This window comes from Pseudomonas khavaziana, assembly GCF_019145205.1.
Classification (GTDB): Bacteria; Pseudomonadota; Gammaproteobacteria; order Pseudomonadales; family Pseudomonadaceae; genus Aquipseudomonas; species Aquipseudomonas khavaziana.
In genome coordinates this window covers 245795-267141 of sequence record NZ_JAHSTT010000004.1, presented here as the reverse complement: position 1 = coordinate 267141, position 21347 = coordinate 245795, and the positions used below count along the sequence as shown (strand labels likewise).

Below are 21347 nucleotides of genomic sequence, written 5' to 3'. Positions count from 1 at the left end.
CTCGGGCTGAGGGTGAATCGGCCCTGATTTCATAGACGCGCTCAATTGTCTGACTTTTGCCAATTAGCCAGTTCTGAATGACGTAAGCGGGCCGGAAGTCGCCTGACCCGATCGGCGGCTTTTGGCCGATTCTGTTGAAAAAGTAGCTCCCCTGTTTGACCTGCGGCAAAATTGGTTCATTGGCCGGCGGGGGATCACAGAGCATGATGGGACAGTTATCGAGTGGGCAGGAGCGACTGTTTTACTCGTTCAACCTTGAAGATCACATCCCAGCCAATCATCTTCTGCGCAGCATTGATCAGTGTCTCGATCTGAGTGACCTGCGCCATTACCTCGCCGATTTCTATAGCCCTATCGGGCGTCCGTCGATTGATCCTGAACTGATGATCCGCATGCTGATCGTGGGCTATTGCTACGGCATTCGCTCAGAGCGGCGGCTGTGCGAAGAGGCCCATTTGAATCTGGGGTATCGCTGGTTCTGCCGGTTAAGCCTTGAAGATGAAGTCCCCAACCACTCGACCTTTTCCAAAAATAGACACGGCCGTTTTCGGGACAGCGCTCTGTTTCGCTGGTTGTTCAATGAAGTGCTGCGTCGTTGCATGGACGCAGGCTTGGTCAAAGGTGAAGGCTTTGCCGTGGACGCCAGCATCATCAAGGCGGATGCGAGTCGGCAGCGCGGCGTACCGGGTGATGAACAGATCAACTGGAGCGATCAGGCCCTGAGCACTCGCGCCGTGCGTGAGTACCTTGAAGGCCTCGATGAGGAGGCTTTGGCCGAAACGCTACCGAAACGCCTGTCGCTGACGGATCCTCAAGCCCGCTGGACGGCTGCTCCAGGCGGCCCTGCTTTCTACGCTTACTCCACGAATTATCTGATCGATACCGAGCACGGCGTGATCATGGATGTGGAACCCACACCGGCTCATCGAACCGCAGAAGTCGAGAGCACCAAGAAGATGATCGATCGGGTCGAAGCGCAGTTCGACATCAAGCCGGAACGCCTCATTGGTGACACCGCTTACGGTACCGCGCCGATGCTGGCCTGGATGGTGGAGGAAAAAGACATCGAGCCGCATGTGCCGGTGTGGGACAAAACTGAGCGCAAGAGCGACAGCTTTTCGAGTAACGATTTCCACTGGAATGAAGAGGCCGAGGAATACCGCTGCCCAGCCGGCAACCCATTGCGCAGCGAATGGCGAGCCTTCAAGAACGAGCGTTCGCACGTCACCAAAGCCAACACCATCATCTTTCGATCCAGACAGACCGACTGCGCGACATGTCCGATGAAAGCCAGGTGGTGCCCGTACACTTCGATTCGCAAGATCGCTCGCAGCGTCCATGAAGCCGCTCGCGATGTGGCTCGGCGCATTGCCGCAACGCCGGCATATCAGCGCTCTCGCCACGAACGTAAAAAGGTCGAAATGTTGTTTGCCCACCTCAAGCGCATCCTGAAATTGGATCGCCTGCGGCTACGTGGCATGAGTGGCGCGACGGATGAGTTCACGCTGGCCGCTGCGGTGCAGAACCTGCGACGGCTGGCCAAATTTTCACCTCAAGGGCCACCAGCCACGGGATAGGTGCGCCTGCACCAAGCAAAAAACCTCAAATTAACCCACTAGCAGAGCAGCAAAGGTCACCGAAGGGCCGAAAAACCACTCAATGTGGTGAGTAGGTTCTCCGGTGGTGGTCGTGCCTGAGTTCAGGCCATTTGAAAATCCGACTTTTTCAACAGAATCGGCCGTTTTTTGCCGGTCAAGGTCACCCAGTGCGCTGGTCAAATCCGATGCAAACGACTGGTCAAGCCGAATGCAAATGGGTGGTCAAGTCCATGCAATTACGCAGCGCGAACAAAAACAGATTTGGAGTGGTGTCTACCGGCGTTTGTAGGTGCGCGCACATGACATCGCTGGCTTGTACTTCAACAATTGTTTTGTAGTGGGGCTTGTTGTAACTGGCCAATATCAATTTTGTCCGAGTCTGAACCCCCAGTGCTTCCTGAGGATGGCAAGGCGTCAGTTCACCATAGGCGTAGGCGCACCAGTTCACCTGGGTCATTGTGACAATTTCCTCGGGTTTTAAAGACAAGTCTTTCTGGATACTCAACTGGTCTTGCGGCTTTTCGTAGGGGATTGCTGCGCAACCAGTGAGCAATGTGAGCGTGAGGAGAGTGATGAAATTGAAATACATTGCTTTCCTATCCTTGGTGGAGCTCAATTCGCAGCGATTCTACCGTCAAAAGCCTGCGCGGATTCAACGCAGGGTCAGATGAATTCAACGCTATTGAGCCCCAAGCAAGCCAGGAAGATCCTGTGGCTCGTCGGCATCCGTCGATTTACCCCCTGTGGCGGTGTAGCAGTCGTCTGCGCTGCGTCTGCCATCAGGGTAGACAATAAAACCCCCGCGCCCATTATGACATTCGTGCAGATACACCGACGCCAGCTCGCGTTGCTTATCAACATGGGCATTCAAGCGCGCGATATAGATACCCACCGCAACCGACACACACACAATCAGCACCACACAGGCGACCAACTGGTTGGTATAGCTGGCGCCGACGTCATCAGCATGCACGGGTGACATACCACGACCCTGAGTGCTCGATGTTGTGGCCAATCGGAAACCAGCTATTGCCTCCCATACGCACCCGCTGAGCTTGCGGTGGCAGGCAACCGACCAGCAGTGTGAGGAAAATCAAGGCTAGCAGGACGCCTTTGATCATCGAAGACAGGTTCATGGCGATGACGAGCTCTGGACTAGAGGAACCTCAGCTTAATCGGCGCTGGGTTAACGTCAGGTAAACACCCGCAGGGAACCGCTCGACTTCCGTTATCCTTCAAACCTCTGCACCTGTCTGAGGTTTCTTCCGTGCATATCCACTTGCTGCTGGTCGAGGACAACCTGGACCTGGCCACCACCGTCATCGAGTACCTGGAGATCAGCGGCATCGTCTGCGACCACGTCACAAATGGCCAGACCGGGCTCAACCTGGCCCTCAACCAGCATTACGACGTGATTCTCCTCGATATCATGCTGCCGCGACTGGACGGCCAGCAATTATGCGAGCGGCTGCGCCAGCAAGGCATCCAGACGCCCATCTTGATGCTGACTTCGCTGGACGCCTTGTCTGACAAGCTCGCCAGTTTTGCTGCGGGCGCCGACGACTACCTGGTCAAGCCTTTCGAATTGGCTGAACTGCTTGCCAGGATTCGTGCACTGAGCCTGCGCCGCAGCGGTCAGACCAGTCGTTTGCAAGTAGATGATCTGGTGATGGAACTGACTACCCGCAAAGTCAGCCGCGCGGGTCAGGAGCTGCATTTGTCACCCATTTGCTGGACCTTGTTGGAGAGCCTGATGCGCGCAAGTCCCCAACCCGTTTCCCGAGAACGCCTGGAAGCGAAGATCTGGGGCGATGAGCCACCCGACACTGATACGCTCAAGGTGCATATGCATCGGTTGCGCAAGGCCGTGGACAAGCCTTTTGGCCGGCCGTTGATCCATACCCTGGCGGGTGTCGGCATTCAGGTAAAACCCCATGCGTAAAGGCCTGAGCCTGAAGTGGGTAATCAGCGGCAGTTTCCTGTGTCTGATTGCCGTGGTGCTGGTGATCTACAGTAAGCTGCTGCCTGAATTTACCGTGCGCGGCCTGTTCTATACCGCCAGCGCGATGATGGAGGAGGAGGCCCAGTATTTTCTCCGGCACTACAAGCAGGACCCGACCACGCCGACGCCGCACAATTATTTCTATACCAGCGTCATCGGCAAGGAGGCGTTGCCGCAGGACGTCCGTGAGTTGCTCAATACACCGCCGAATCTGTCCTTCGGTGCGGTGAATATCTTCGGCGATCTCTATTCCGATGAAGACGACGAGCCATTCCAGATCATCCTTGAACAGCCCCTGGGTGACGGCAAAACCCTCTACATGTACGACATCGACCACGATAAGGAAGCCGGGGGTGAGGTCGAGACGCCGTTGTCTGACGCCTATTTCGATCAGGTCATAGAGAGTGTCAAGTTCATCAGCCTGGCTGTCTTCGTGCCGGCGCTGATCATCATCGCCTTGCTGGTCTGGTGGCTGGTTCGGCCGCTGGGGCGCCTGGTGCAATGGTCCGGCACACTCAAAGACCCTGAGGCACTGACCGGCACACGGCCGGGTTTCAGTTTCAAGGAGTTCAACATGCTGGCTGACGCCCTGGCCAAAAGTGTCGAGCAGGTGCAGGCCGCCAGCCAGCGAGAAGGTCGCCTGTTGCGCTACACCAGCCATGAACTGCGCACGCCATTGGCGGTGCTCAAGGCCACTATCGAATTGTTGGCCCTGCAATCGGGCGGTGTGCTGCCACCCTCATTGCAGCGCATAGAACGCTCGGTGCTGAATATGCAACTGATCGCCGAGACATTGCTGTGGATGAGCCGCGAGGGTCCCGAGCCGCTGCCGGAAGAAGACGTTGACCTGAGCGAACTGGTGGGCGACTTGATTGAAAAACACCGCTACCTGATCGGTAACCGGGATATTGAGTTGAGCATCGACATCCAGAACGGACCTTGCCGATTGCCTCCCACCGCATGCCGCATCGTGATCGGCAACTTCCTGCGCAATGCCCTGCAATACGCTGAAGAAGGCACGGTGGATATCAGTTTCAAATACCCCCGGCTGGTGATTGCCAACCACATCAGCGAGGCCAAGCCGCGGCAGGAATCCGATGATTTTGGGTATGGCCTTGGGTTGCAGTTGATGCGGCAGTTATGCGCAAAGCTGGGCTGGCAGATTGAGGTGATCCGTGAGCAACAGAGGTTTACGGTCATCCTCAATTTCACCCGCGTGATGCCGAGCGCTGCAAATGTGTGAGGTGGCTTGCCCTATGGCGGTGGGCCAGCCCCCTATGTATTGACTGACGCTCCCTCATCGGGAGCAAGCCCCCCACATTTGCAGCGCGGGGCATCAAATAGATTGTGCGACCGTGTTCGCCTTTACGGCTGTCATGTTTTCAACAGCGCTGGCGCGCCGGGACGAATGGGCGCTGCCGTAGATGCCGCGATGTCCCAGGTCAACAGCAGATGGTTGATCGCCGCATCGATCTGCTCATGGGGTGTGTTATCCCGCGCCTGGATCGACACGCCCTGCAAGAAGCAATCGAACACGGTCGCCATCGCCTCAACATTCAGCGTGTCCGGCAACTGGCCGGCCTGGATCGCCCGCTGTACACACGCGACAATCCCCGCGCGGGTGCGCGCCCGGGATTGGGTCAGCGCATCCACCACCCGTGCATGCTCCGGGCTCGGTGCGCTCATCACCCCCAGTGTCACCATGCAGCCCTTGGGGTGGGCGTCGTCGCATTGCATGCGCGCTGACTGGCGCAATGCGGTTTCGACGGCCCGGCGTGGCGGCAGGCTTTCATCCCACAGGCATTCGGTGACCTGGGCGTAGGTCGCCAGGTAGCGCTGCACGCACTCATCGAACAGTGCTTCCTTGGAGCCGAACGCGGCGTAGAAACTCGGTGCGGAAATCCCGCCACCCAGGCCCGTTTTGAGTTGGGCAAGGGAGGTGGCGTCGTAGCCGTGCTGCCAGAACAGGTGCATGGCCTGTTCAACGGCCTGTTCTCGGTCGAAGCTGCGGGGGCGGCCCATTTGCGCCATGACGGCAATCCTCTTGGGGGAGATGAGATAAATACTAGTCGATACATAAGTCGTTGACAATGCGGTGTCCCGCTGTGCAACATTTATATCGATCAGTATTTAAGTCCGCCAAGGAGTATTCCATGACCCCCTCACTCAGCCTCTCGGCCTCGTCCGAACGCCTGCCCATCGGCGCGTTGCTCGCCCTGGCCATGACCGGTTTCATCTGCATCGTCACCGAAACCCTGCCCGCCGGCCTGCTGCCGTTGATCAGCGCAGGCCTGGGCATTTCGCCGTCCATGGCCGGGCAGATGGTCACCGCTTATGCGCTGGGCTCGGTGCTGGCGGTGATCCCAATGACCATCGCCACCCGCGGCTGGCGCCGGCGCAATGTGCTGTTGCTGACCATCGTTGGTTTTTTGTTGTTCAACTCCATCACCGCGTGGTCGTCCCATTATGGCGTGACCCTGGTGGCGCGCTTCTTTGCCGGCGTTTCAGCCGGGTTGGCCTGGAGCCTGCTGGCCGGTTATGCGCGGCGCATGGTAGCGCCCCATCAGCAAGGCAAGGCACTGGCGTTGGCGATGGTCGGCACGCCGATTGCGCTGTCACTGGGTGTGCCGCTGGGCACCTGGATCGGTGGCCTGGTGGGCTGGCGCAGCACGTTCGGCCTGATGTCGGCGCTAACCCTGGGGCTGATCGTGTGGGTGCTGGTGAAGGTTCCGGACTATCCACCACAGCCTGCGCATCAGCGCGTATCCCTGGGCAAAGTGCTGACTACGCCCGGGGTACGCCCGGTGCTGGCGGTCGTCATCAGTTGGATGCTGGCCCACAACATTCTGTACACCTACATTGCGCCATTCGTGGCGCGTGCTGGCTTGGCGAGCAGGGTCGACCTGGTGCTGCTGGTGTTCGGTGTTGCCGCATTGGCGGGCATTTGGCTGACGGCGCGTTTGGTCGAGCCGATGCTGCGCAAAACCGTGTTGGCGAGCCTGGGGGCATTCGCGGCGATCTGTGTGGCGTTCGGCCTGCTAGGCAGCCAGCCGGCAGTGGTCTACCTCGGCGTGGCGATATGGGGCCTGAGCTTTGGTGGCGCCGCCACCTTGCTGCAAACCGCCCTGGCCGATGCCGCCGGTGACGGCGCGGATGTGGCGCTGTCACTGAACGTAGTGGCGTGGAACAGTGCGATTGCCGGCAGTGGCGTGCTCGGCGGAGTGTTGCTGGATCACTGCGGCGTGGCCGCGTTTCCCTGGGCGATGCTGGTATTGATCATCCTCGCGTTGCTGATCGCCTGGACGGCGCATGCCCATGGTTTCAAGCCGGGACGGCGGTCTGCCAATGGGCCTGCGGTGGTGGGGCACTGAACGACGGTGTGCCTATGCGAGTTTCACATTCATGGTGATGTGGGCGGTGAACACCTTGACGTCGCCCGCATCGAAGATCTCTACCGGTACGATCTTGTCCCCCGCAGTCTGCCAATCGATGGCGCTGCCGTCGGCGACCGCGCGGATATCGGTTTTCGCCTTGGCCAGGTATTCCACGCTCATGCCCTTGGGGATCCAGCGCGCGCCAGGGGGGATCGACGCATCGGTCATCATGCCGCCGGCCAGTTCGGCAGCGTTGCACAGCGCGATGGCGTGCACCGAGGCCAGGTGATTAGTGATTTCCTTGCGAAACGGCACGGTGACTACCGCGTGGTTGGGCTTCAGCTCAGCGATTTGCGGCGTGATCGTGCTGAAGTAGGGGGCCATTTGACAGGCCAGGTTGCTGAATGCAGCCGGGCCGACGCTATTGAACATGCTCAGGGCTTGGCTCATAGGAGTATCCTCAGAAGTTATTTACAGAATAATATTCTGCAACGGAACAATATTCCGTTATTTCCCAGTCTGTCAACCAGGCTTTCTCTGGCGGTCGCTCAACCTATAAACTGTTTTTATTTGGCGTCCCCCCATGCACTCCATCGATCTTATCGAGCGCACCTTTCCCGGTCGGCGCAGCGACCTCAAACGCACCATCCTGCGTGAAGCGCTGGCGTGCTTTAACGAGGCAGGTATCGAAGCGACCAATATCGAAACCATCCGCGCGCGCTGTGATACCAGCGTCGGCGCTATCTATCACCACTTCGGCAATAAAGAGGGTTTGGTGGCGGCGCTGTTCTTCGCTGCGCTGGAAGACCAGGCCAGTTTGCGTGATCGCTACCTGCAAGCGGCGGATACGGCCCACGCTGGCGTGGTCGGCCTGGTGTACAGCTATGTTGAATGGGTCAGCGCGCAGCCGGAGTGGGCACGGTTTGTGTTCCAGAGCCGTTTCGCCGTGTCCAACGGCCCGTTCAAGGACGAGCTGATCGCACGCAACCAGCAGCGCAACCAGCAGTTGAAAGCCTGGATGAGTGGGGAAGGGCGCAAGGAGCACTTCAACCATTTGCCAGCAGAACTTATCCCTTCGTTGATCATTGGCGCGGCGGAAAGCTACTCCCGCGCGTGGTTGTCGGCGAAGGTCAAGAAGAGCCCTTTTGAGTACCGTGAGCTGCTGGCCGACGCCGCGTGGAATTCCTTGAGCCTCAAATAGGACCCGCAACTTAAGGGTCTATACTGGCCTCCTTCCAACCAATCGAGATCCCCATGAGCACCTCCCTTTCCCTGGCGCCTGCGCGCAAGCCTGCCGCGCCACTGATCGCTTTTATTCTGCTGGTGGCGGGCGCTCTGTTCCTGCAAAACAGTGTGGGCGCACGCCAGGTGTTGTTGCTGGTGGTCGGCGCCGCCCTGGGCCTGACCCTCTACCATGCCGCCTTCGGTTTCACCTCGGCCTGGCGCGTGTTTATCAATGATCGGCGTGGCGCTGGCTTGCGTGCGCAGATGGTGATGCTGGCGGTGGCGGTGGTGCTGTTTTTTCCGGCGCTGGGCGCGGGCACCTTGTTCGGCCAGCCGGTGGCCGGGCTGGTGGCGCCGGCCGGTGTGTCAGTGGTGTTCGGGGCGTTTATCTTCGGAATCGGCATGCAATTGGGCGGCGGCTGTGCATCGGGCACTTTGTTCACGGTGGGCGGCGGGAATGCGCGGATGTTGGTGACGCTGCTGTTCTTTATCTGTGGCTCGTTGATCGCCACCCATCACGTCGATTGGTGGTTTGCGTTGCCGTCGTTCCCCGCGGTGTCCATCGTCAAGAGTTTCGGTGTGCTGCCGGCATTGGTCCTGAGCCTGGTGGTGTTCGCGCTGATTGCAATGGTGACCGTGCGCCTGGAAAAGCGCCGTCACGGCCAGCTTGAACAAGGCGTGCAAAGCGAGCACCAAGGGCTACGCCGCTTCCTGCGCGGACCCTGGCCGCTGGTGTGGGGCGCGATTGGCCTGGCGCTGCTCAACTACGCCACCCTGGCCCTGGCCGGGCGGCCGTGGGGCATTACCTCGGCGTTCGCGCTGTGGGGCGCCAAGGTGGCGAGCGGGCTGGGCGTGGACGTCGCCAGCTGGGCGTTCTGGCAGATGCCGGCCAATGCCAAGGCCCTGGCCGCGCCGGTATGGGAAGACATCACCAGCGTCATGGACATCGGCATTGTCCTCGGCGCGCTGCTGGCTGCGGGCCTGGCCGGGCGTTTTGCGCCCAGCCTGAATATTCCGGCGCGCTCGTTGATCGCGGCTGTGATCGGCGGCCTGATGCTCGGCTACGGTTCGCGCCTGGCCTATGGCTGCAACATCGGCGCGTACTTCAGTGGCATCGCCTCGGGCAGCCTGCATGGCTGGGTGTGGCTGGTGGCGGCCTTTATCGGCAACGGCGTGGGCGTGCGCTTGCGGCCCTTCTTCTTTGCGGGCGAACGGCCCCAGGTGGCCTTGAGTGGGTGCTGAGCGGCCCGCTCACATTCGCTTGGCGCGCACGGACGATGCCGGGCTATTGCCCGCCATCGAGCGCTCTGCCGCCCAAGCGTTCCGGGCAATCGAGGGGCTGGGCTGGCTGGCGGATGCCGCGCCGATCAGCGTCGAGCGCCATCGGCAATGGATCGCCTTGATGACCTGTTGGGTAGTGGTTGATGAACGCGGCCAGCCTCAAGGTTTCCTCAGCTCAGAGTCTGTCGGTGATGACCTGCATATCCATGAAGTGTCGGTGGCCCAGCCGCTGCAAGGCCAAGGCTGGGGTCGCAGGCTGGTGGAAACGGCGATGGGCCATGCACGTGCTCGGCACCTGCGTGCGGTGACGCTGACCACTTTCCTGCAGGTGCCGTGGAATGCCCCGTTCTATCGGCGCCTGGGCTTTGTAGCGCATACCGATCAGCGTTTGGAAAATCTCCTGGCGGATGAGTATGCCCATGGCTTCGAACCTGGCAGCCGATGCGCCATGGCGTGGCCGGTAGGATGTCCGAATCCGTCCTGAAGTAGTCCGTGGCGCGTCTGTCGTGCGAAGTGTGTTGACCTTACTCTGGCTGCATCGTTCAGTCACTGATACAAGCCACAAGGACAACCCATGAGCCGTAAAGCCCTGATTGTGATCGACGCCCAGCATTCATTCCGGCATTCAACCTACTGGTCCGAAAATGACCTGCCCGATTATCTGGAAAAACAGCAGGCCCTCATCGATGGTTGTGTTCAGCAGGGCATCCCGGTGATACAAGTCTTCCATGTTGAAGACCAGGGGCATTTCTCCATGCAATCGGGCAACGTCAGGGCATTGAGCGAATTGTCGATAAACCCGCAGTTGGTGATCCACAAGCGCTACCACAGTGCCTTTGCCGGTACGCCATTGGCTGCTCGCCTGACGGAGATGGGCGTCAACACGCTGATCATCAGCGGCATTCGCACCGAGCAATGCTGCGAGACCACTACACGACAGGCTGCGGACAGCGGCTTTACGGTGGATTTTGTCAGCGAGGCGACGCTGACCTTTCCGATGACCCATGCGCATAGCGGTCGGGTCTACACGCCGGCTGAGATTCGCCAACGCACGGAGCTGGTCCTGGATGACCGATTCGCGCGCATCGTGACGGTCGCCCAGGCGCTGGCGGGATGAATCAATGAGCGTGCCGGTACTGTTCGTGCTGTTGCCAAACGTGCTGATGCTCGACCTGGCGGGGCCTGCCGAAGTACTGCGCCTGGCCGCGCAAGTCGAGGATCCGGCGACGGTGGATTTCGACTTGCACTACGTCAGCCCGGTGGCGTCACTGCACACGTCCATCGGTTTGCCGCTGACAGGGTTGGCGCCACTGCCACCGACCCTGGCCCCCGGCACCCTGGTGGTATTGGTGGGCTCGACGATGAAGGTCGACAAGGCGCGCCAGCAGGCTTTCGAGTCGGCCAGCAACCACCTGACCCAATGGTTGCAAAGCGTCTTCGCGCCCTCGGCGGAACGCCTGGTGTGCGTGTGCGCCGGCGCGTTGAGTGCCGCCAGGGCCGGGCTGCTTGATGGGCGCCAATGCACCACGCACCACTCGTTGTGCGCCACCTTGCAGGCCATGGCGCCCAAGGCCCGGGTCCTGGAAAACCGCCTGTACGTGACCGATGGCCCGGTCAGTTGCAGCGCCGGTGTCACGGCCGGTATCGACCTGATGCTGCACCTGGTCGCCGAACTGGCCGGGCCACGGCTGGCGTGTGCGGTAGCGCGGGACATGGTGGTGTACCTGCGCCGCAGCGGCAGCGACCCGCAGTTATCGCCCTGGATAGCCGGGCGTAATCACCTGCATCCGGCGGTGCATCGGGTGCAGGACGCTATCGCAGCGGCCCCCTGTGAAGCCTGGACCGTTACACGCATGGCCGCCCTGGCCTGCACCGGCAGCCGCCACCTGGGGCGTTTGTTCCAGGAGCATGTCGGCATCAGCCCGCTGGATTACCTGCACCGCCTGCGCCTGGCCGTGGCCCGCGAATTGCTGACCGAGTCTGACCTGGCCATTGAAACTGTCGCCGAGCGTGCAGGCTTTGGTTCGGCGCGGCATCTGCGGCGTATCTGGGGCAAATATGAAGCGGCAGCCCCTTCAACGGTGCGCCTTACTCAGCAGGCGTCTCGGGGGACGTAACCGGGTCCTGGCCAGCTTCGGTTTCCAGCTTCAAACGGTCGGCCTTGCTGATGTATCTGTCTTTGCTTTTTGGCGCCAGCTTGGCACTGGCCTTCTTGGCTTTGGCCTTGAAGAGCTGCTGGAGTTTTTTCTGGCGGTTCATGTCTTGCTGCCTGGGGAGGAAAGGAGTGGATGATACCAGCTTGAAAAAACATGGCCGGGCCTGGGTCGCTTTTTCGCGGCAATCTGTGCATTGAACGGGGCTGGGTTTTACCAATAATCAGGTCGGGTATCCAGCGCAAACGGAAGCCCCCAATGAGTATCCATACCCGCACTAAGCGCACCACCGTCCCCCAACTGGTTGCCATGAAGGGCCGGCAGAAGATCGTCTCCCTCACCGCGTACTCCAGCGCTATCGCCAAGCTGATCGATCCGATTGTCGACTTCATCCTGGTCGGTGACTCCACCGCCATGGTCGGCTATGGCCGCGCCTCGACCCTGAGCATGCAGCTCGAAGAAATCATCGGCCACACCCGGGCGGTGGTCGACAGTACCCGCTTGGCCTGTGTCATCGCCGATATGCCGTTTGGCAGTTACCAGGAATCCCATGAGCAGGCTTTTCGCAATTGTGCCCAGGTGCTGGCGCGTACCGGTTGCGATGCGGTCAAGTTGGAGGCCAACCAGGCGTTGGCGAGCACCGTCGAGTTTCTGGTGGCACGGGGTATTCCGGTGATGGCCCATGTGGGGCTGATGCCGCAGTTCGTCAATGTGATGGGCGGGTTCAAGGCCCAGGGGCTGACGCCTGAAACCGCTGCAGTGATTGCGGCAGATGCCCGCGCCAATCTGGAGGCCGGCGCTTTCAGTCTGCTGCTGGAGGGCGTGGCCGAGGGCGTGGCCCGGCAGATCACCCTGGACTCAAGCCAACCCACCATCGGCATCGGCGCATCGCCGGCGTGTGACGGTCAGGTGTTGGTCACCGAGGATGTGCTGGGCCTGGGCGGCGGTTCGATGCCGCGCTTCGTCAAGCAATACGCTGACGTGGGGGCGGTGATTCGCGATGCCTGCGAGCGTTTTGCCGACGATGTGCGCCAGGGTCGTTTTCCCGAAGACCGGCACTGCTACGGGCTTTGACGCAACGCCTGGGCCAGTAGCTGGACGGCCTGGGTAATGTCCTTGCTCCAGTCGAGTGTGTAGCTCAGGCGCAGGTGATGAGACCAGGCGCCTTGCTGGCTGAACAGTTCGCCGGGGGCGATGACGATACGCTGGCTTAGCAAGTGCGCGAACACTTGGCGCATCTGCACGGGGCGCGTGGCCTCCAGCCAAAAGCTTGCGCCACCGTGGGGGGCGACCACGCGCCATAGGTCATCGCCATAGGCGTGCAGCAAGGCCTTGAGCTGGGTCATGCGCTCCAGCAGCAGTGCCCGCAACGCCTTCAGGTGAGCGTCGAAACGTTGGGTCGTGAACAGCCTGGCAATGGCCTTCTGGCGGATCGGCGAAAGGCGGAAACCGCGCTCCAGAAACAGCCGCTGCAACGGCGCCCCGGCACTGCGACACAGCACATAGCCGTAGGGCGCCTCTGAGCCGATGACTTTGTCGAAGGTCGAAAACACCAACAGTTTCTGCGGGTCGGCATAGTCACGATAGCGCGCCGGTTGCGGGCCAAAGTACAGCTCGCCGTAGGTATCGTTTTCGAACAGCCAGATATCCCGCTCGGCCAACCACTGGCAGATCTGCTGTTTATCCTGCGTGGGCATCACACTGCCCTGGGGCATATTCACCGTCGATGACAGCACCGCCAGGCGGATCGGCTCACGCTTGAGCAGTGCGTTCAGGGCGTCCAGGTCAAAACGTCCATCTGCGCCGAGTGGCATCTCGATCACACGGACTTTCGCCGCCTGTAATTGCCGCAGAATCGCCCAGGAACACGGCGACTCCACCAGTGCGAGCGTGCCCGCCAGGTCCAGGGCATTGAGCGAGACCTCCAATACACTGTGCAGGTCCGAGCCGATATACACCTGGTCGGCTTGCCAGTAATGGTCAGTAGATCGGCTATAGCGTTCGGCCAAGGCTGTGCGCAACTCGGGCTCGCCAAACGGTTGGTACAGCGGCGTCAACGAGCGCGGATATTGCCGGGCCAGTTCACGCTCCAGCATCAACAAGGGCTGCTCCATCGACAACAGCATCGCCGGGGCATCGCTGCTCAGGGCCAGCATGCCGGGTTGCCGTGCGTTGGCGAAGACCTGGTCGAGCAAGGGGGATGAGCTGGGGTTGATGACGGCAGCCGAGCCCGGGGCGATGAAAAAGCCGAGCTTGGGCCTGGCCTGGATCCGCCCTTCGTCTTCGAGTAATGCATAGGCGTACTTGGTGGTCGACACCGACACGCCCAGGCGCAGGGCCAGTTGGCGCAGGGACGGCAATTTGCGTTCGCCGTCGGCAGGGCAGGCCTCGATCAACTCGATGAGGTAGCGGTACACCGCCTGATAGGCGAAGGTGTCTTTGCTTGTATTCATACTTATTTGAGCCGCTGTTCTGTAGGAGCGAGCTTGCTCGCGAAGAACTTCAGCACGCCACGTTTTACCTGGAAGCGCGCGTTATCGTTGAGGTTTTTCGCGAGCAAGCTCGCTCCTACATCATCAAACCCTGATCAGCGTTCGAGGAACTGGCTGATCAGCGTGATTATCTGCTGCTGGATCACAGGTCGTGGCCGTGCGCCCGGCCCATCCTGACAGATGATGCTGTCGCCGGGCACATCCGCGTCGAGCACCGCTGCCGCGCCGGGTTTGCATTGCAACATAAAGCTGAAGTGATTGGCGTCGCTGATCTGCACGTACTGCGTCGAGGCTTTTGGCAGCCGCTTGGCCATGTCCGCCGATTCCATCTGCGCCGGCAAATCCGCTGACGGCACACCGGCCGCTATCACCAACGCCCGCACCGGCAGCGCCGCCAGGCTTGCATCGGTAAACCCGCGCGACAGGCCCAGGTCCAAAGACACCACGGCGCTGACGCGCTTGTCGCTCAAGTCCGCCGCCAATTGCTCCTTCCCGTTCGGAGTGCCTTCAGGGTTCATCTCACGGTAGGCAGTACACGCGACCAGCGTCGGATGAGCGCTGCAGTCCCGGGCAAACAGCGCCGGGTCGAAACGTGCACCGGCCGTCTCCATCACCGTCCAACCCCCGAGGGAATGCCCCACCACCGCGATCCGGCCGCTATCCACCGCACCGAATGGCTCGGGTTGAGCCAGCAGCGAATCAATGGCCCGGCTCAAATCCCTGGGCCGTTGCCATAACTGCGCAGCGGCCTGCGCGCTGCGGTCCTGGCTGGTAGTGCCCGGGTGGTTGACCGCCGCCACGATATAACCCTGCTGCGCCAACGCACTGGCCAGCCACGCCTGTTTGCCCCAATTGCCACCGTAGCCGTGGGAGAGCACCACTAAAGGATGCTTGCCGGGCATCGGTGCGGCATCAGGTACCGCAAGCACACCAATGAACACCAGGTTGTCGGCGATCAGCTTGGGTTGCGCGGTAGTAGTGGCGGGGTACCACACAGCCATTTCCAACGGTCGTTTGTTATGGGTGTCGGGCAAGGTGGTGGTTTGGAAGCCGACGGGGTTGTCGGCGGCGAATGCGGGAGCGTTCAGGCACATCAGTAGCAGAGCGGCGAGGAGGGCTTTCATGCTTTTTTCGTCCTTGAAAAGGAGGGCGCAGCATGACCTGAAACGGTCGGTTCAGGTAGAGGGTCCAAGAGAAAGAGCGCCCGCCAGGCCCCGAAGGCCTGACCGGCGCAAAGGCGCAGCCGAGTCGTCGTGAAGTCGATCATGACGACTGATGGCTGCAAGGCTAGCTAACCGTTGAAGCACTTTGCCTCGCCATCAATTTGTCCACCAACAAAACCCCCAGTTCACTCAGCTGATGAATCGCCAACGCGACATCGCGCTGTTTACCTGTCAGTTCATCCGACAGATCAAGCAGCAAGGCGGTTACCGAGGAAAAGGTTTCGTAGCTATTGGCGATGAGCGTTTCGCTGCTGGCATCGTCGGCAACGCTGAACAGCGAGGAGGAGGGTGGTTGTGCCTGATCAAGCGCAAGGTTTGGATCGTTTGGAGGGTTGGGCGTGACTTTATACATGTGTGTTGTACCTGTTTTAGGGCCAACACCTCATCGCTACTAAACGAAAGGGTGGCGGCTGTACGCAGGTTAGTAGACCGGGGAAACACACAAAGCCGGCGCGCCCGAGGGCGCCCTGCGCACAGCCACCATCAAGCACAGACAAGAACATCTGATCGATGAGGCTCATGCACTTTATGTTGTCACTCGGGCTACTAAACCCGATCACTGAGTTGTCAGCGACCGAGCCACCTTAGAGACGCCCATCCAAGCGCACAAGCCGGCGGATTCTGACGCAACTGTAGGCAACGGAGCAAGGTGGTGCAGCGCGCTGTAGGACATGTCTACAGGCTATCGCTACTCGTAGGCAAACTGGTCAATCAACCCCAAGCGCGGAACATGGCTGTTCGGCTCTAATATTGCGCCTGGAGCAATGACGGCATTCGCGCCGATTTTGCAGCCGTCGCCTACCAGGGCACCAAATTTGTTCACCCCTGTGTCGATCACATTGTCTGCGTAGCGGATCTTGATATCCGCCCCATCCAACTCATTCCGGTAATTGGCGATGATTGCACCGGCTTCAATATTTACCCCTTCGCCAATCAATGAATCGCCGACAAAGTTGAAGTGTGCCAGCTTGCTTGCGGCCAGCATGAAGGTGCTTTTCAGTTCGCAGCTTGGGCCCACAATGCAATGGCTGCCCAGATAAACGCCGCCACGCAGGTAGGCTCCCGCTGCTACGAATGCGCCTTCGCCGATGATGATCGGGCCCTTGAGCACAGCGCCTTCTTCGACAATGGCGCTTTCGTGGATGGCACAGTCTCCGTGGCGCCGGTAGCCCGTGCCGAGGCGTGACAGCAAGGCCAAAACCTGGTTTTCGCAGTCTTCAGACACCCGCCAAGCGGCAGGCTGCGTCACGCCAAGGGAGGGCCATTGAGCAATGAATGTACTGATCTCAGGTAGCTTCATGCAGAGCGCTTCCGATGTCGGGGTGGGAGGGTAGAGCCCGCTGTGACGATAGGGTGGTGGGCTCAGGCGACATCTTAATAGCGTCTGCCCCGGTTTACTTAATACCAAAGAAAGTCGCGGGTCGCCGTTGTGCGGAAAAATGCTGCCTCAACAACAACGCAGTGCAAATGTGGGAGGGGGCTTGCTCCCGATTGCGGCAGGTCAGCCAACCTCTCAATGGCAGATACACCGCTATCGGGAGCAAGCCCCCTCCCACATTGATAGGCGTTGATTGGGCCTCCCGTTTCGGCTGACGCTGCCGCAAGGCGACTCGATGTCCGATCAGGGGCTAAGGGACACAAGCGCTAATAGTTTCGCTCGGCTGCCTGCACGGCGGCTGGACTAGGATTTTTTCTTGCGGTGCTCACCGACATTAAAAATTCACTGGCATCTACAAGGAGTAGCCAGTAGGCTACATGTGACTCTGTGATCAATACGATTGGCAGGACGCCCGAGTTCGATACATGGCTCGACGGTATGAGGGATGTGTGGGGAAAAACGGCTGTGCTGATCCGCCTGGATCGAGCCGAAGAAAACAATTTTGGCGATTGCCAGCCTGTAGGCGATGGCATGAGTGAAATGCGTGTGTTTGTCGGGCCCGGCTACAGGATTTACTTTGTGCGCACGGGCATCACCGCTTACCTGATGCTGTGGGGGAGCGATAAAACCGACCAGAAACGAGGAATCAAGCGGGCAAAAGAGATTCTCGATGCCCTGAGAGGTCAATGACATGAGTAAGTCGATATTCAAACCAGAGGACATGCCGATCCTCGAGCTGGATACATCCGGCACCAGCGCCTATGAGGCTTCACGTTTCCTTGATAGCCCGGAAACCATCAGTGCCTATCTTGCGCAAAGCATGGCGTGCCATGACCCGCAAGTCCTTATGAAGGCGCTGGCCGAGGTTGCCAAGGCCCTGGGTGTAAACAAGGTTGCCGAAGCGGCGGGAGTGAATCGGGAGAGCCTGTATAAAACCCTGAAAGGCGGCTCAAAGACGCGTTATGAGACGGTCCAGAAGCTGATGCTGGCATTGGGGGTGGAACTGACGGTGCGACCGATTACCGCGACTACCGCTAAAAAAACGGCTGTCATCGGCAAAACCTGATGGACCAAACAGAGGACGGTTTATTTGATTGAAAATAGATACGTCCCTTTTTGTCCGTCCCTTTTTGTCGACAGAGCGCCCATCCCTTACGAACGGGATAAAGCCATTTACGAGAGAAGGCGTGTTGATGTGCGCTTAGTCTTGTAGGAAATCGACCTTTAGCAGCGTAAGGTTTTCTCCCTGGTACTGGTTATGTATCCAGTATTTGCAGGTCGACGCGCTCGTGAAACGAAAATGAGTGAAAAATGGGCCTGTGGCAAAAAAAAGCGACTCCGTTAGGTTGAGGTCCTCTCCTTCAAGAAAGGAGAGTTCTTAATCAAGTGAATGGAGTCACAAAATGAACAAACCACAAACCCAGACACCTCTTCGCCATGGTCGTGTCACATCCCCTTCCAGCCGTGGCGCAGTCGCCGTGGATCTCGGCCTGCTGGAGACCTGGCAGGTCAATGAAATGGAAGGCGGCAAGAACTTCCCGGCGCTGATGGCCGGTCCGTTCCCGGCGCCTTATCAAACCGACAGTGACAGCGTCACCCCGCCCGCCGACGGCTTCATTCTCAGCGGTGGCAAGACCGATGCCCGCGACTGCATCAACTTCACCAGCGAGGAAATGGCCAAGAAACTCAACCGCGCCTTCACCTGGCCGTTGCTCAATGTCGAGCCGGGTCAGACCTTCAAGGTCACCTGGGCATACACCGCGCCGCACACCACCCGTGGCTATCGCTGGCTGATCACCAAGGATGGCTGGGATCCGAAACAGCGCATCACCCGCGCACAGCTGGAAGCCCAGCCGTTCGCTGAAGACTTCTATGCCCAGGTGCCGTACTACAGCCATGCAGGCGAACTGAAGGCCAAGGTCAATCATGAAGTGAAACTGCCGGCCAACAAGAAGGGCCAGCATGTGATCGTATTGATGTGGATCGTCGCCAACACCGGCAACGCCTTCTATCAAGCCTTCGACGTGGACTTCAAATAAGCCCGCACCATTAAACCCACAGGTTCTGAAGGATTAGAACATGTCAAATATCGACTTTACCTCACTGCAATCGCCACTCAACGATGCCGCTTCGCTGATGCCCAGCATTGCCGGCAAAAAGATCCTCATGGGCTTCTGGCACAACTGGCCTGCCGGCCCGAGCGATGGCTACCAGCGTGGCCAGTTCGCCAATATCAACCTGGCGGATGTGCCAAAGGATTACAACGTGGTGGCCGTGGCCTTCATGAAGGGCAACGGTATCCCAACCTTCAAGCCGTACAACCTGTCCGACGCCGAGTTTCGTCGCCAGGTGGGTGTGCTGAACAGCCAGGGCAGGGCGGTGCTGATTTCCCTTGGTGGCGCCGATGCACACATCGAACTGCATAAAGGCAACGAACAGCCACTGGCCAACGAGATTATCCGCCTGGTGGAAACCTATGGCTTTGATGGCCTGGATATCGATCTTGAACAGAGCGCGATTGATTTCGCCGACAACAAGACTGTCCTGCCCGCCGCGTTGAAATTGGTCAAGGACCACTACGCAGCTCAAGGCAAACACTTCATCATCAGCATGGCGCCGGAGTTTCCGTACCTGACCGCCGCCGGCAAATACGTCGGCTACATCCAGGCGCTGGAAGGCTATTACGACTTCATCGCCCCGCAGTATTACAACCAGGGTGGCGACGGGATCTGGGTGCAGGAGGTCAACAATGGCAATGGCGCCTGGATTGCCCAGAACAACGACGCGATGAAAGAGGACTTCCTGTTTTACCTGACCGAAAGCCTGGTGAGCGGAACGCGCGGGTTTACCAAAATCCCGGCGGACAAGTTCGTCATTGGCCTGCCCGCGAACGTCGACGCGGCTGCCACCGGTTATGTGATCAACCCAGCAGCCGTGACCAATACATTCAAGCGTTTGCACGACAAAGGATTGTCGATCAAGGGCCTGATGACCTGGTCGGTGAATTGGGACAACGGGGTCAGCAAAGACCACGTGCCCTACAACTGGGAGTTCAGCCGCCGTTATGGCCCGATGATCAATGGCACTGCTCTCTCTGGCCTTGAGGAGGATACGGCGGATCTGGAGGTCGCCAATCAGCAGTAGCGCAAGAGGCCTCTGGCAGACGTGCCAGAGGTCAAGCAGCTAAGCTTCTGATCTGACTAAAATCCGATGCCTGTTTGGGCATCGGATTTTTTTGCGTCACGCTCAAATTGCGCTGAGCGTTCATAAAACCGATTTACCGCACCAAACAAGGCCGCTTGTTATCAAAGCCCCAACCCGGAATCAAGAACTGCATCGCCACACTGTCATCCCGCGCCCCTAGGCCCATGCCTTTGTACAGCTCATGGGCCTTGGCTACGGCGTCCATATCGATATCCACACCCAGGCCCGGCTTGGCCGGCACCTTTACGTAACCGCCTTCAATCTTCAACGGCTCACGTGTCAGGCGCTGGCCGTCCTGCCAGATCCAATGGGTGTCGATGGCGGTGATCTCACCCGGGGCGGCTGCGGCCACCTGGGTAAACATCGCCAGGGAAATATCGAAGTGGTTGTTGGAGTGTGAGCCCCAGGTCAGGCCCCACTCGTTGCACATTTGCGCGACGCGCACCGAGCCCTGCATTGTCCAGAAGTGCGGGTCGGCGAGGGGAATGTCCACCGATTGCAGCTGGATGGCGTGGCCCATTTCGCGCCAGTCGGTGGCGATCATGTTGGTTGCGGTTTTCAGGCCCGTGGCGCGGCGGAATTCGGCCATGACTTCACGGCCCGAGTAGCCGTTTTCTGCACCGCACGGATCTTCGGCGTAGGCCAGCACATGATGCTGGTCGCGGCACAGGCGGATGGCTTCTTTGAGCGACCACGCACCGTTTGGATCAAGGGTGATGCGCGCATCCGGGAAGCGTTCGGCCAGCGCGGTAACCGCTTCGATTTCTGCATCGCCACTCAATACGCCGCCCTTGAGCTTGAAATCGTTGAAGCCATATTTAGCTTTGGCCGCTTCGGCCAGGCGTACCACAGCGTCAGCGGTCAGGGCTTTTTCGTGACGCAGGCGGAACCAATCATCATCGGCGTCGGCCTCGTTGCGGTAGGCCAGGTCGGTAGCGTTGCGATCCCCCACATAGAACAGATAACCGAGCATTTTCACCGCGTCGCGTTGCTGGCCTTCGCCGAGCAGGGCAGCCACCGGCACTTCGAGGAACTGACCCAGCAGGTCGAGCAGCGCGGCTTCCATGGCGGTGACGGCGTGAATGGTGATGCGCAGGTCAAAGGTTTGCAGGCCGCGACCGGCGCTGTCCCTCGATGCGAAGGTGCTGCGCATCTGGTTGAGGACGCGCTGATACTGGCCAATCGGCTGGCCGATCACCAGGCTGCGCGCGTCCTCCAGGGTTTCGCGAATGCGTTCGCCGCCGGGCACTTCACCCACGCCGGTGTGGCCGCTGCTGTCCTTGAGAATGACGATATTGCGCGTGAAGTAGGGGCCGTGGGCGCCGCTGAGGTTCAGCAGCATGCTGTCGTGGCCGGCGACCGGGATGACCTGGAAATGGGTGACTACAGGGGTATTCATGGCAAGGTCCTTATATACG

At 59.6% G+C, this 21347-nt stretch carries 23 protein-coding genes and 1 pseudogene; 14 read left to right on the top strand and 10 right to left on the bottom strand.

All coding sequences use genetic code 11. From position 1 onward, the window contains the following. Positions 1 to 203 precede the first annotated feature (203 nt). Complete coding sequence (locus tag KVH01_RS12345; RefSeq protein WP_217881644.1) at positions 204 to 1577, top strand: transposase; 1374 nt, start codon at positions 204 to 206, stop codon at positions 1575 to 1577. Between the two features lie 220 nt (positions 1578 to 1797). On the opposite strand, the gene KVH01_RS12340 is transcribed toward KVH01_RS12345, so the two are convergent. Both KVH01_RS12340 and KVH01_RS12335 read right to left on the bottom strand, forming a co-directional pair. Further along, positions 1798 to 2187 carry a hypothetical protein gene (locus KVH01_RS12340; protein WP_225924168.1) on the bottom strand — a complete coding sequence of 130 codons (390 nt, stop codon included), beginning with the start codon at positions 2185 to 2187 and terminating at the stop codon, positions 1798 to 1800. A gap of 90 nt (positions 2188 to 2277) precedes the next feature. Beyond that, positions 2278 to 2580 carry a hypothetical protein gene (locus tag KVH01_RS12335; RefSeq protein WP_082636708.1) on the bottom strand — a complete coding sequence of 101 codons (303 nt, stop codon included), beginning with the start codon at positions 2578 to 2580 and terminating at the stop codon, positions 2278 to 2280. A 285-nt stretch (positions 2581 to 2865) separates the two neighbouring features. Here KVH01_RS12335 and KVH01_RS12330 point away from each other — a divergent pair, with 285 nt between their 5' ends. Next, positions 2866 to 3540 (top strand): response regulator transcription factor, encoded by a 675-nt coding sequence (locus tag KVH01_RS12330; RefSeq protein WP_043047594.1) that lies wholly within the window; start codon positions 2866 to 2868, stop codon positions 3538 to 3540. Beyond that, positions 3533 to 4843, top strand: a complete 1311-nt coding sequence (locus KVH01_RS12325; protein WP_217881643.1) for a sensor histidine kinase — start codon at positions 3533 to 3535, stop codon at positions 4841 to 4843. The genes KVH01_RS12330 and KVH01_RS12325 overlap by 8 nt, the downstream gene beginning before the upstream one ends. 131 nt (positions 4844 to 4974) lie before the next feature. Here the strand turns inward: KVH01_RS12325 and KVH01_RS12320 are convergent, their stop codons facing one another. Beyond that, a complete protein-coding gene (locus KVH01_RS12320) occupies positions 4975 to 5631 on the bottom strand; it encodes a TetR/AcrR family transcriptional regulator (RefSeq protein WP_217881642.1) in 657 nt (218 codons plus the stop codon). A 122-nt stretch (positions 5632 to 5753) separates the two neighbouring features. On the opposite strand from KVH01_RS12320, the gene KVH01_RS12315 reads away from it, so the two are divergent. Further along, a complete protein-coding gene (locus KVH01_RS12315; RefSeq protein ID WP_217881641.1) occupies positions 5754 to 6971 on the top strand; it encodes an MFS transporter in 1218 nt (405 codons plus the stop codon). Between the two features lie 12 nt (positions 6972 to 6983). On the opposite strand, the gene KVH01_RS12310 is transcribed toward KVH01_RS12315, so the two are convergent. Further along, entirely contained in the window at positions 6984 to 7424 is a 441-nt protein-coding gene (locus KVH01_RS12310; protein WP_124378769.1) for a hotdog fold domain-containing protein, read from the bottom strand. 133 nt (positions 7425 to 7557) lie between these two features. Here KVH01_RS12310 and KVH01_RS12305 point away from each other — a divergent pair, with 133 nt between their 5' ends. From KVH01_RS12305 to KVH01_RS12285, 5 genes are all read left to right on the top strand, one after another. Next, complete coding sequence (locus tag KVH01_RS12305) at positions 7558 to 8175, top strand: TetR/AcrR family transcriptional regulator (RefSeq protein WP_217881640.1); 618 nt, start codon at positions 7558 to 7560, stop codon at positions 8173 to 8175. 53 nt (positions 8176 to 8228) lie between these two features. Further along, complete coding sequence (locus KVH01_RS12300) at positions 8229 to 9440, top strand: YeeE/YedE family protein (RefSeq protein WP_217881639.1); 1212 nt, start codon at positions 8229 to 8231, stop codon at positions 9438 to 9440. After that, a complete protein-coding gene (locus tag KVH01_RS12295; protein ID WP_043047578.1) occupies positions 9430 to 9963 on the top strand; it encodes a GNAT family N-acetyltransferase in 534 nt (177 codons plus the stop codon). Before KVH01_RS12300 ends, KVH01_RS12295 begins: the two co-directional genes overlap by 11 nt. 90 nt (positions 9964 to 10053) lie before the next feature. After that, positions 10054 to 10596 (top strand): cysteine hydrolase family protein, encoded by a 543-nt coding sequence (locus KVH01_RS12290; RefSeq protein WP_217881638.1) that lies wholly within the window; start codon positions 10054 to 10056, stop codon positions 10594 to 10596. A gap of 4 nt (positions 10597 to 10600) precedes the next feature. Beyond that, entirely contained in the window at positions 10601 to 11596 is a 996-nt protein-coding gene (locus KVH01_RS12285; RefSeq protein ID WP_217881637.1) for a GlxA family transcriptional regulator, read from the top strand. Here KVH01_RS12285 and KVH01_RS12280 read toward each other — a convergent pair. Further along, positions 11568 to 11738 carry a DUF2986 domain-containing protein gene (locus tag KVH01_RS12280; protein WP_073526986.1) on the bottom strand — a complete coding sequence of 57 codons (171 nt, stop codon included), beginning with the start codon at positions 11736 to 11738 and terminating at the stop codon, positions 11568 to 11570. The genes KVH01_RS12285 and KVH01_RS12280 overlap by 29 nt on opposite strands. A gap of 152 nt (positions 11739 to 11890) precedes the next feature. On the opposite strand from KVH01_RS12280, the gene panB reads away from it, so the two are divergent. Then, positions 11891 to 12706, top strand: coding sequence for a 3-methyl-2-oxobutanoate hydroxymethyltransferase (panB, locus tag KVH01_RS12275; protein ID WP_217881636.1), 816 nt, complete (start codon positions 11891 to 11893; stop codon positions 12704 to 12706). On the opposite strand, the gene KVH01_RS12270 is transcribed toward panB, so the two are convergent. The 4 genes from KVH01_RS12270 to KVH01_RS12255 form a co-directional block, all read right to left on the bottom strand. Further along, positions 12694 to 14085 carry an aminotransferase-like domain-containing protein gene (locus KVH01_RS12270; protein WP_217881635.1) on the bottom strand — a complete coding sequence of 464 codons (1392 nt, stop codon included), beginning with the start codon at positions 14083 to 14085 and terminating at the stop codon, positions 12694 to 12696. The genes panB and KVH01_RS12270 overlap by 13 nt on opposite strands. A 134-nt stretch (positions 14086 to 14219) precedes the next feature. Beyond that, a complete protein-coding gene (locus KVH01_RS12265; RefSeq protein WP_217881634.1) occupies positions 14220 to 15248 on the bottom strand; it encodes an alpha/beta hydrolase family protein in 1029 nt (342 codons plus the stop codon). Between the two features lie 163 nt (positions 15249 to 15411). Then, positions 15412 to 15699 (bottom strand): DUF6124 family protein, encoded by a 288-nt coding sequence (locus KVH01_RS12260; protein WP_217881633.1) that lies wholly within the window; start codon positions 15697 to 15699, stop codon positions 15412 to 15414. A 336-nt stretch (positions 15700 to 16035) separates the two neighbouring features. After that, positions 16036 to 16647: a DapH/DapD/GlmU-related protein gene (locus tag KVH01_RS12255; protein ID WP_217881632.1), complete on the bottom strand. Its 612-nt coding sequence runs from the start codon at positions 16645 to 16647 to the stop codon at positions 16036 to 16038. A 465-nt stretch (positions 16648 to 17112) separates the two neighbouring features. Between KVH01_RS12255 and KVH01_RS12250 the strand changes: the two genes are divergently transcribed. The 4 genes and pseudogenes from KVH01_RS12250 to KVH01_RS12235 form a co-directional block, all read left to right on the top strand. Further along, positions 17113 to 17415 carry a type II toxin-antitoxin system RelE/ParE family toxin gene (locus KVH01_RS12250; RefSeq protein ID WP_032896084.1) on the top strand — a complete coding sequence of 101 codons (303 nt, stop codon included), beginning with the start codon at positions 17113 to 17115 and terminating at the stop codon, positions 17413 to 17415. 1 nt (position 17416) lies between these two features. Next, a complete protein-coding gene (locus KVH01_RS12245; RefSeq protein ID WP_217881631.1) occupies positions 17417 to 17791 on the top strand; it encodes an addiction module antidote protein in 375 nt (124 codons plus the stop codon). A gap of 337 nt (positions 17792 to 18128) precedes the next feature. Continuing rightward, positions 18129 to 18764 carry a lytic polysaccharide monooxygenase auxiliary activity family 9 protein gene (locus KVH01_RS12240; RefSeq protein WP_217881630.1) on the top strand — a complete coding sequence of 212 codons (636 nt, stop codon included), beginning with the start codon at positions 18129 to 18131 and terminating at the stop codon, positions 18762 to 18764. 40 nt (positions 18765 to 18804) lie between these two features. Beyond that, positions 18805 to 19806, top strand: a pseudogene (locus KVH01_RS12235) (chitinase); the annotation flags it as partial. Positions 19807 to 20002: 196 nt separating this feature from the next. On the opposite strand, the gene gudD reads toward KVH01_RS12235, so the two are convergent. Continuing rightward, positions 20003 to 21328 (bottom strand): glucarate dehydratase, encoded by a 1326-nt coding sequence (gene gudD / locus KVH01_RS12230; protein WP_217881628.1) that lies wholly within the window; start codon positions 21326 to 21328, stop codon positions 20003 to 20005. Positions 21329 to 21347 lie beyond the last annotated feature (19 nt).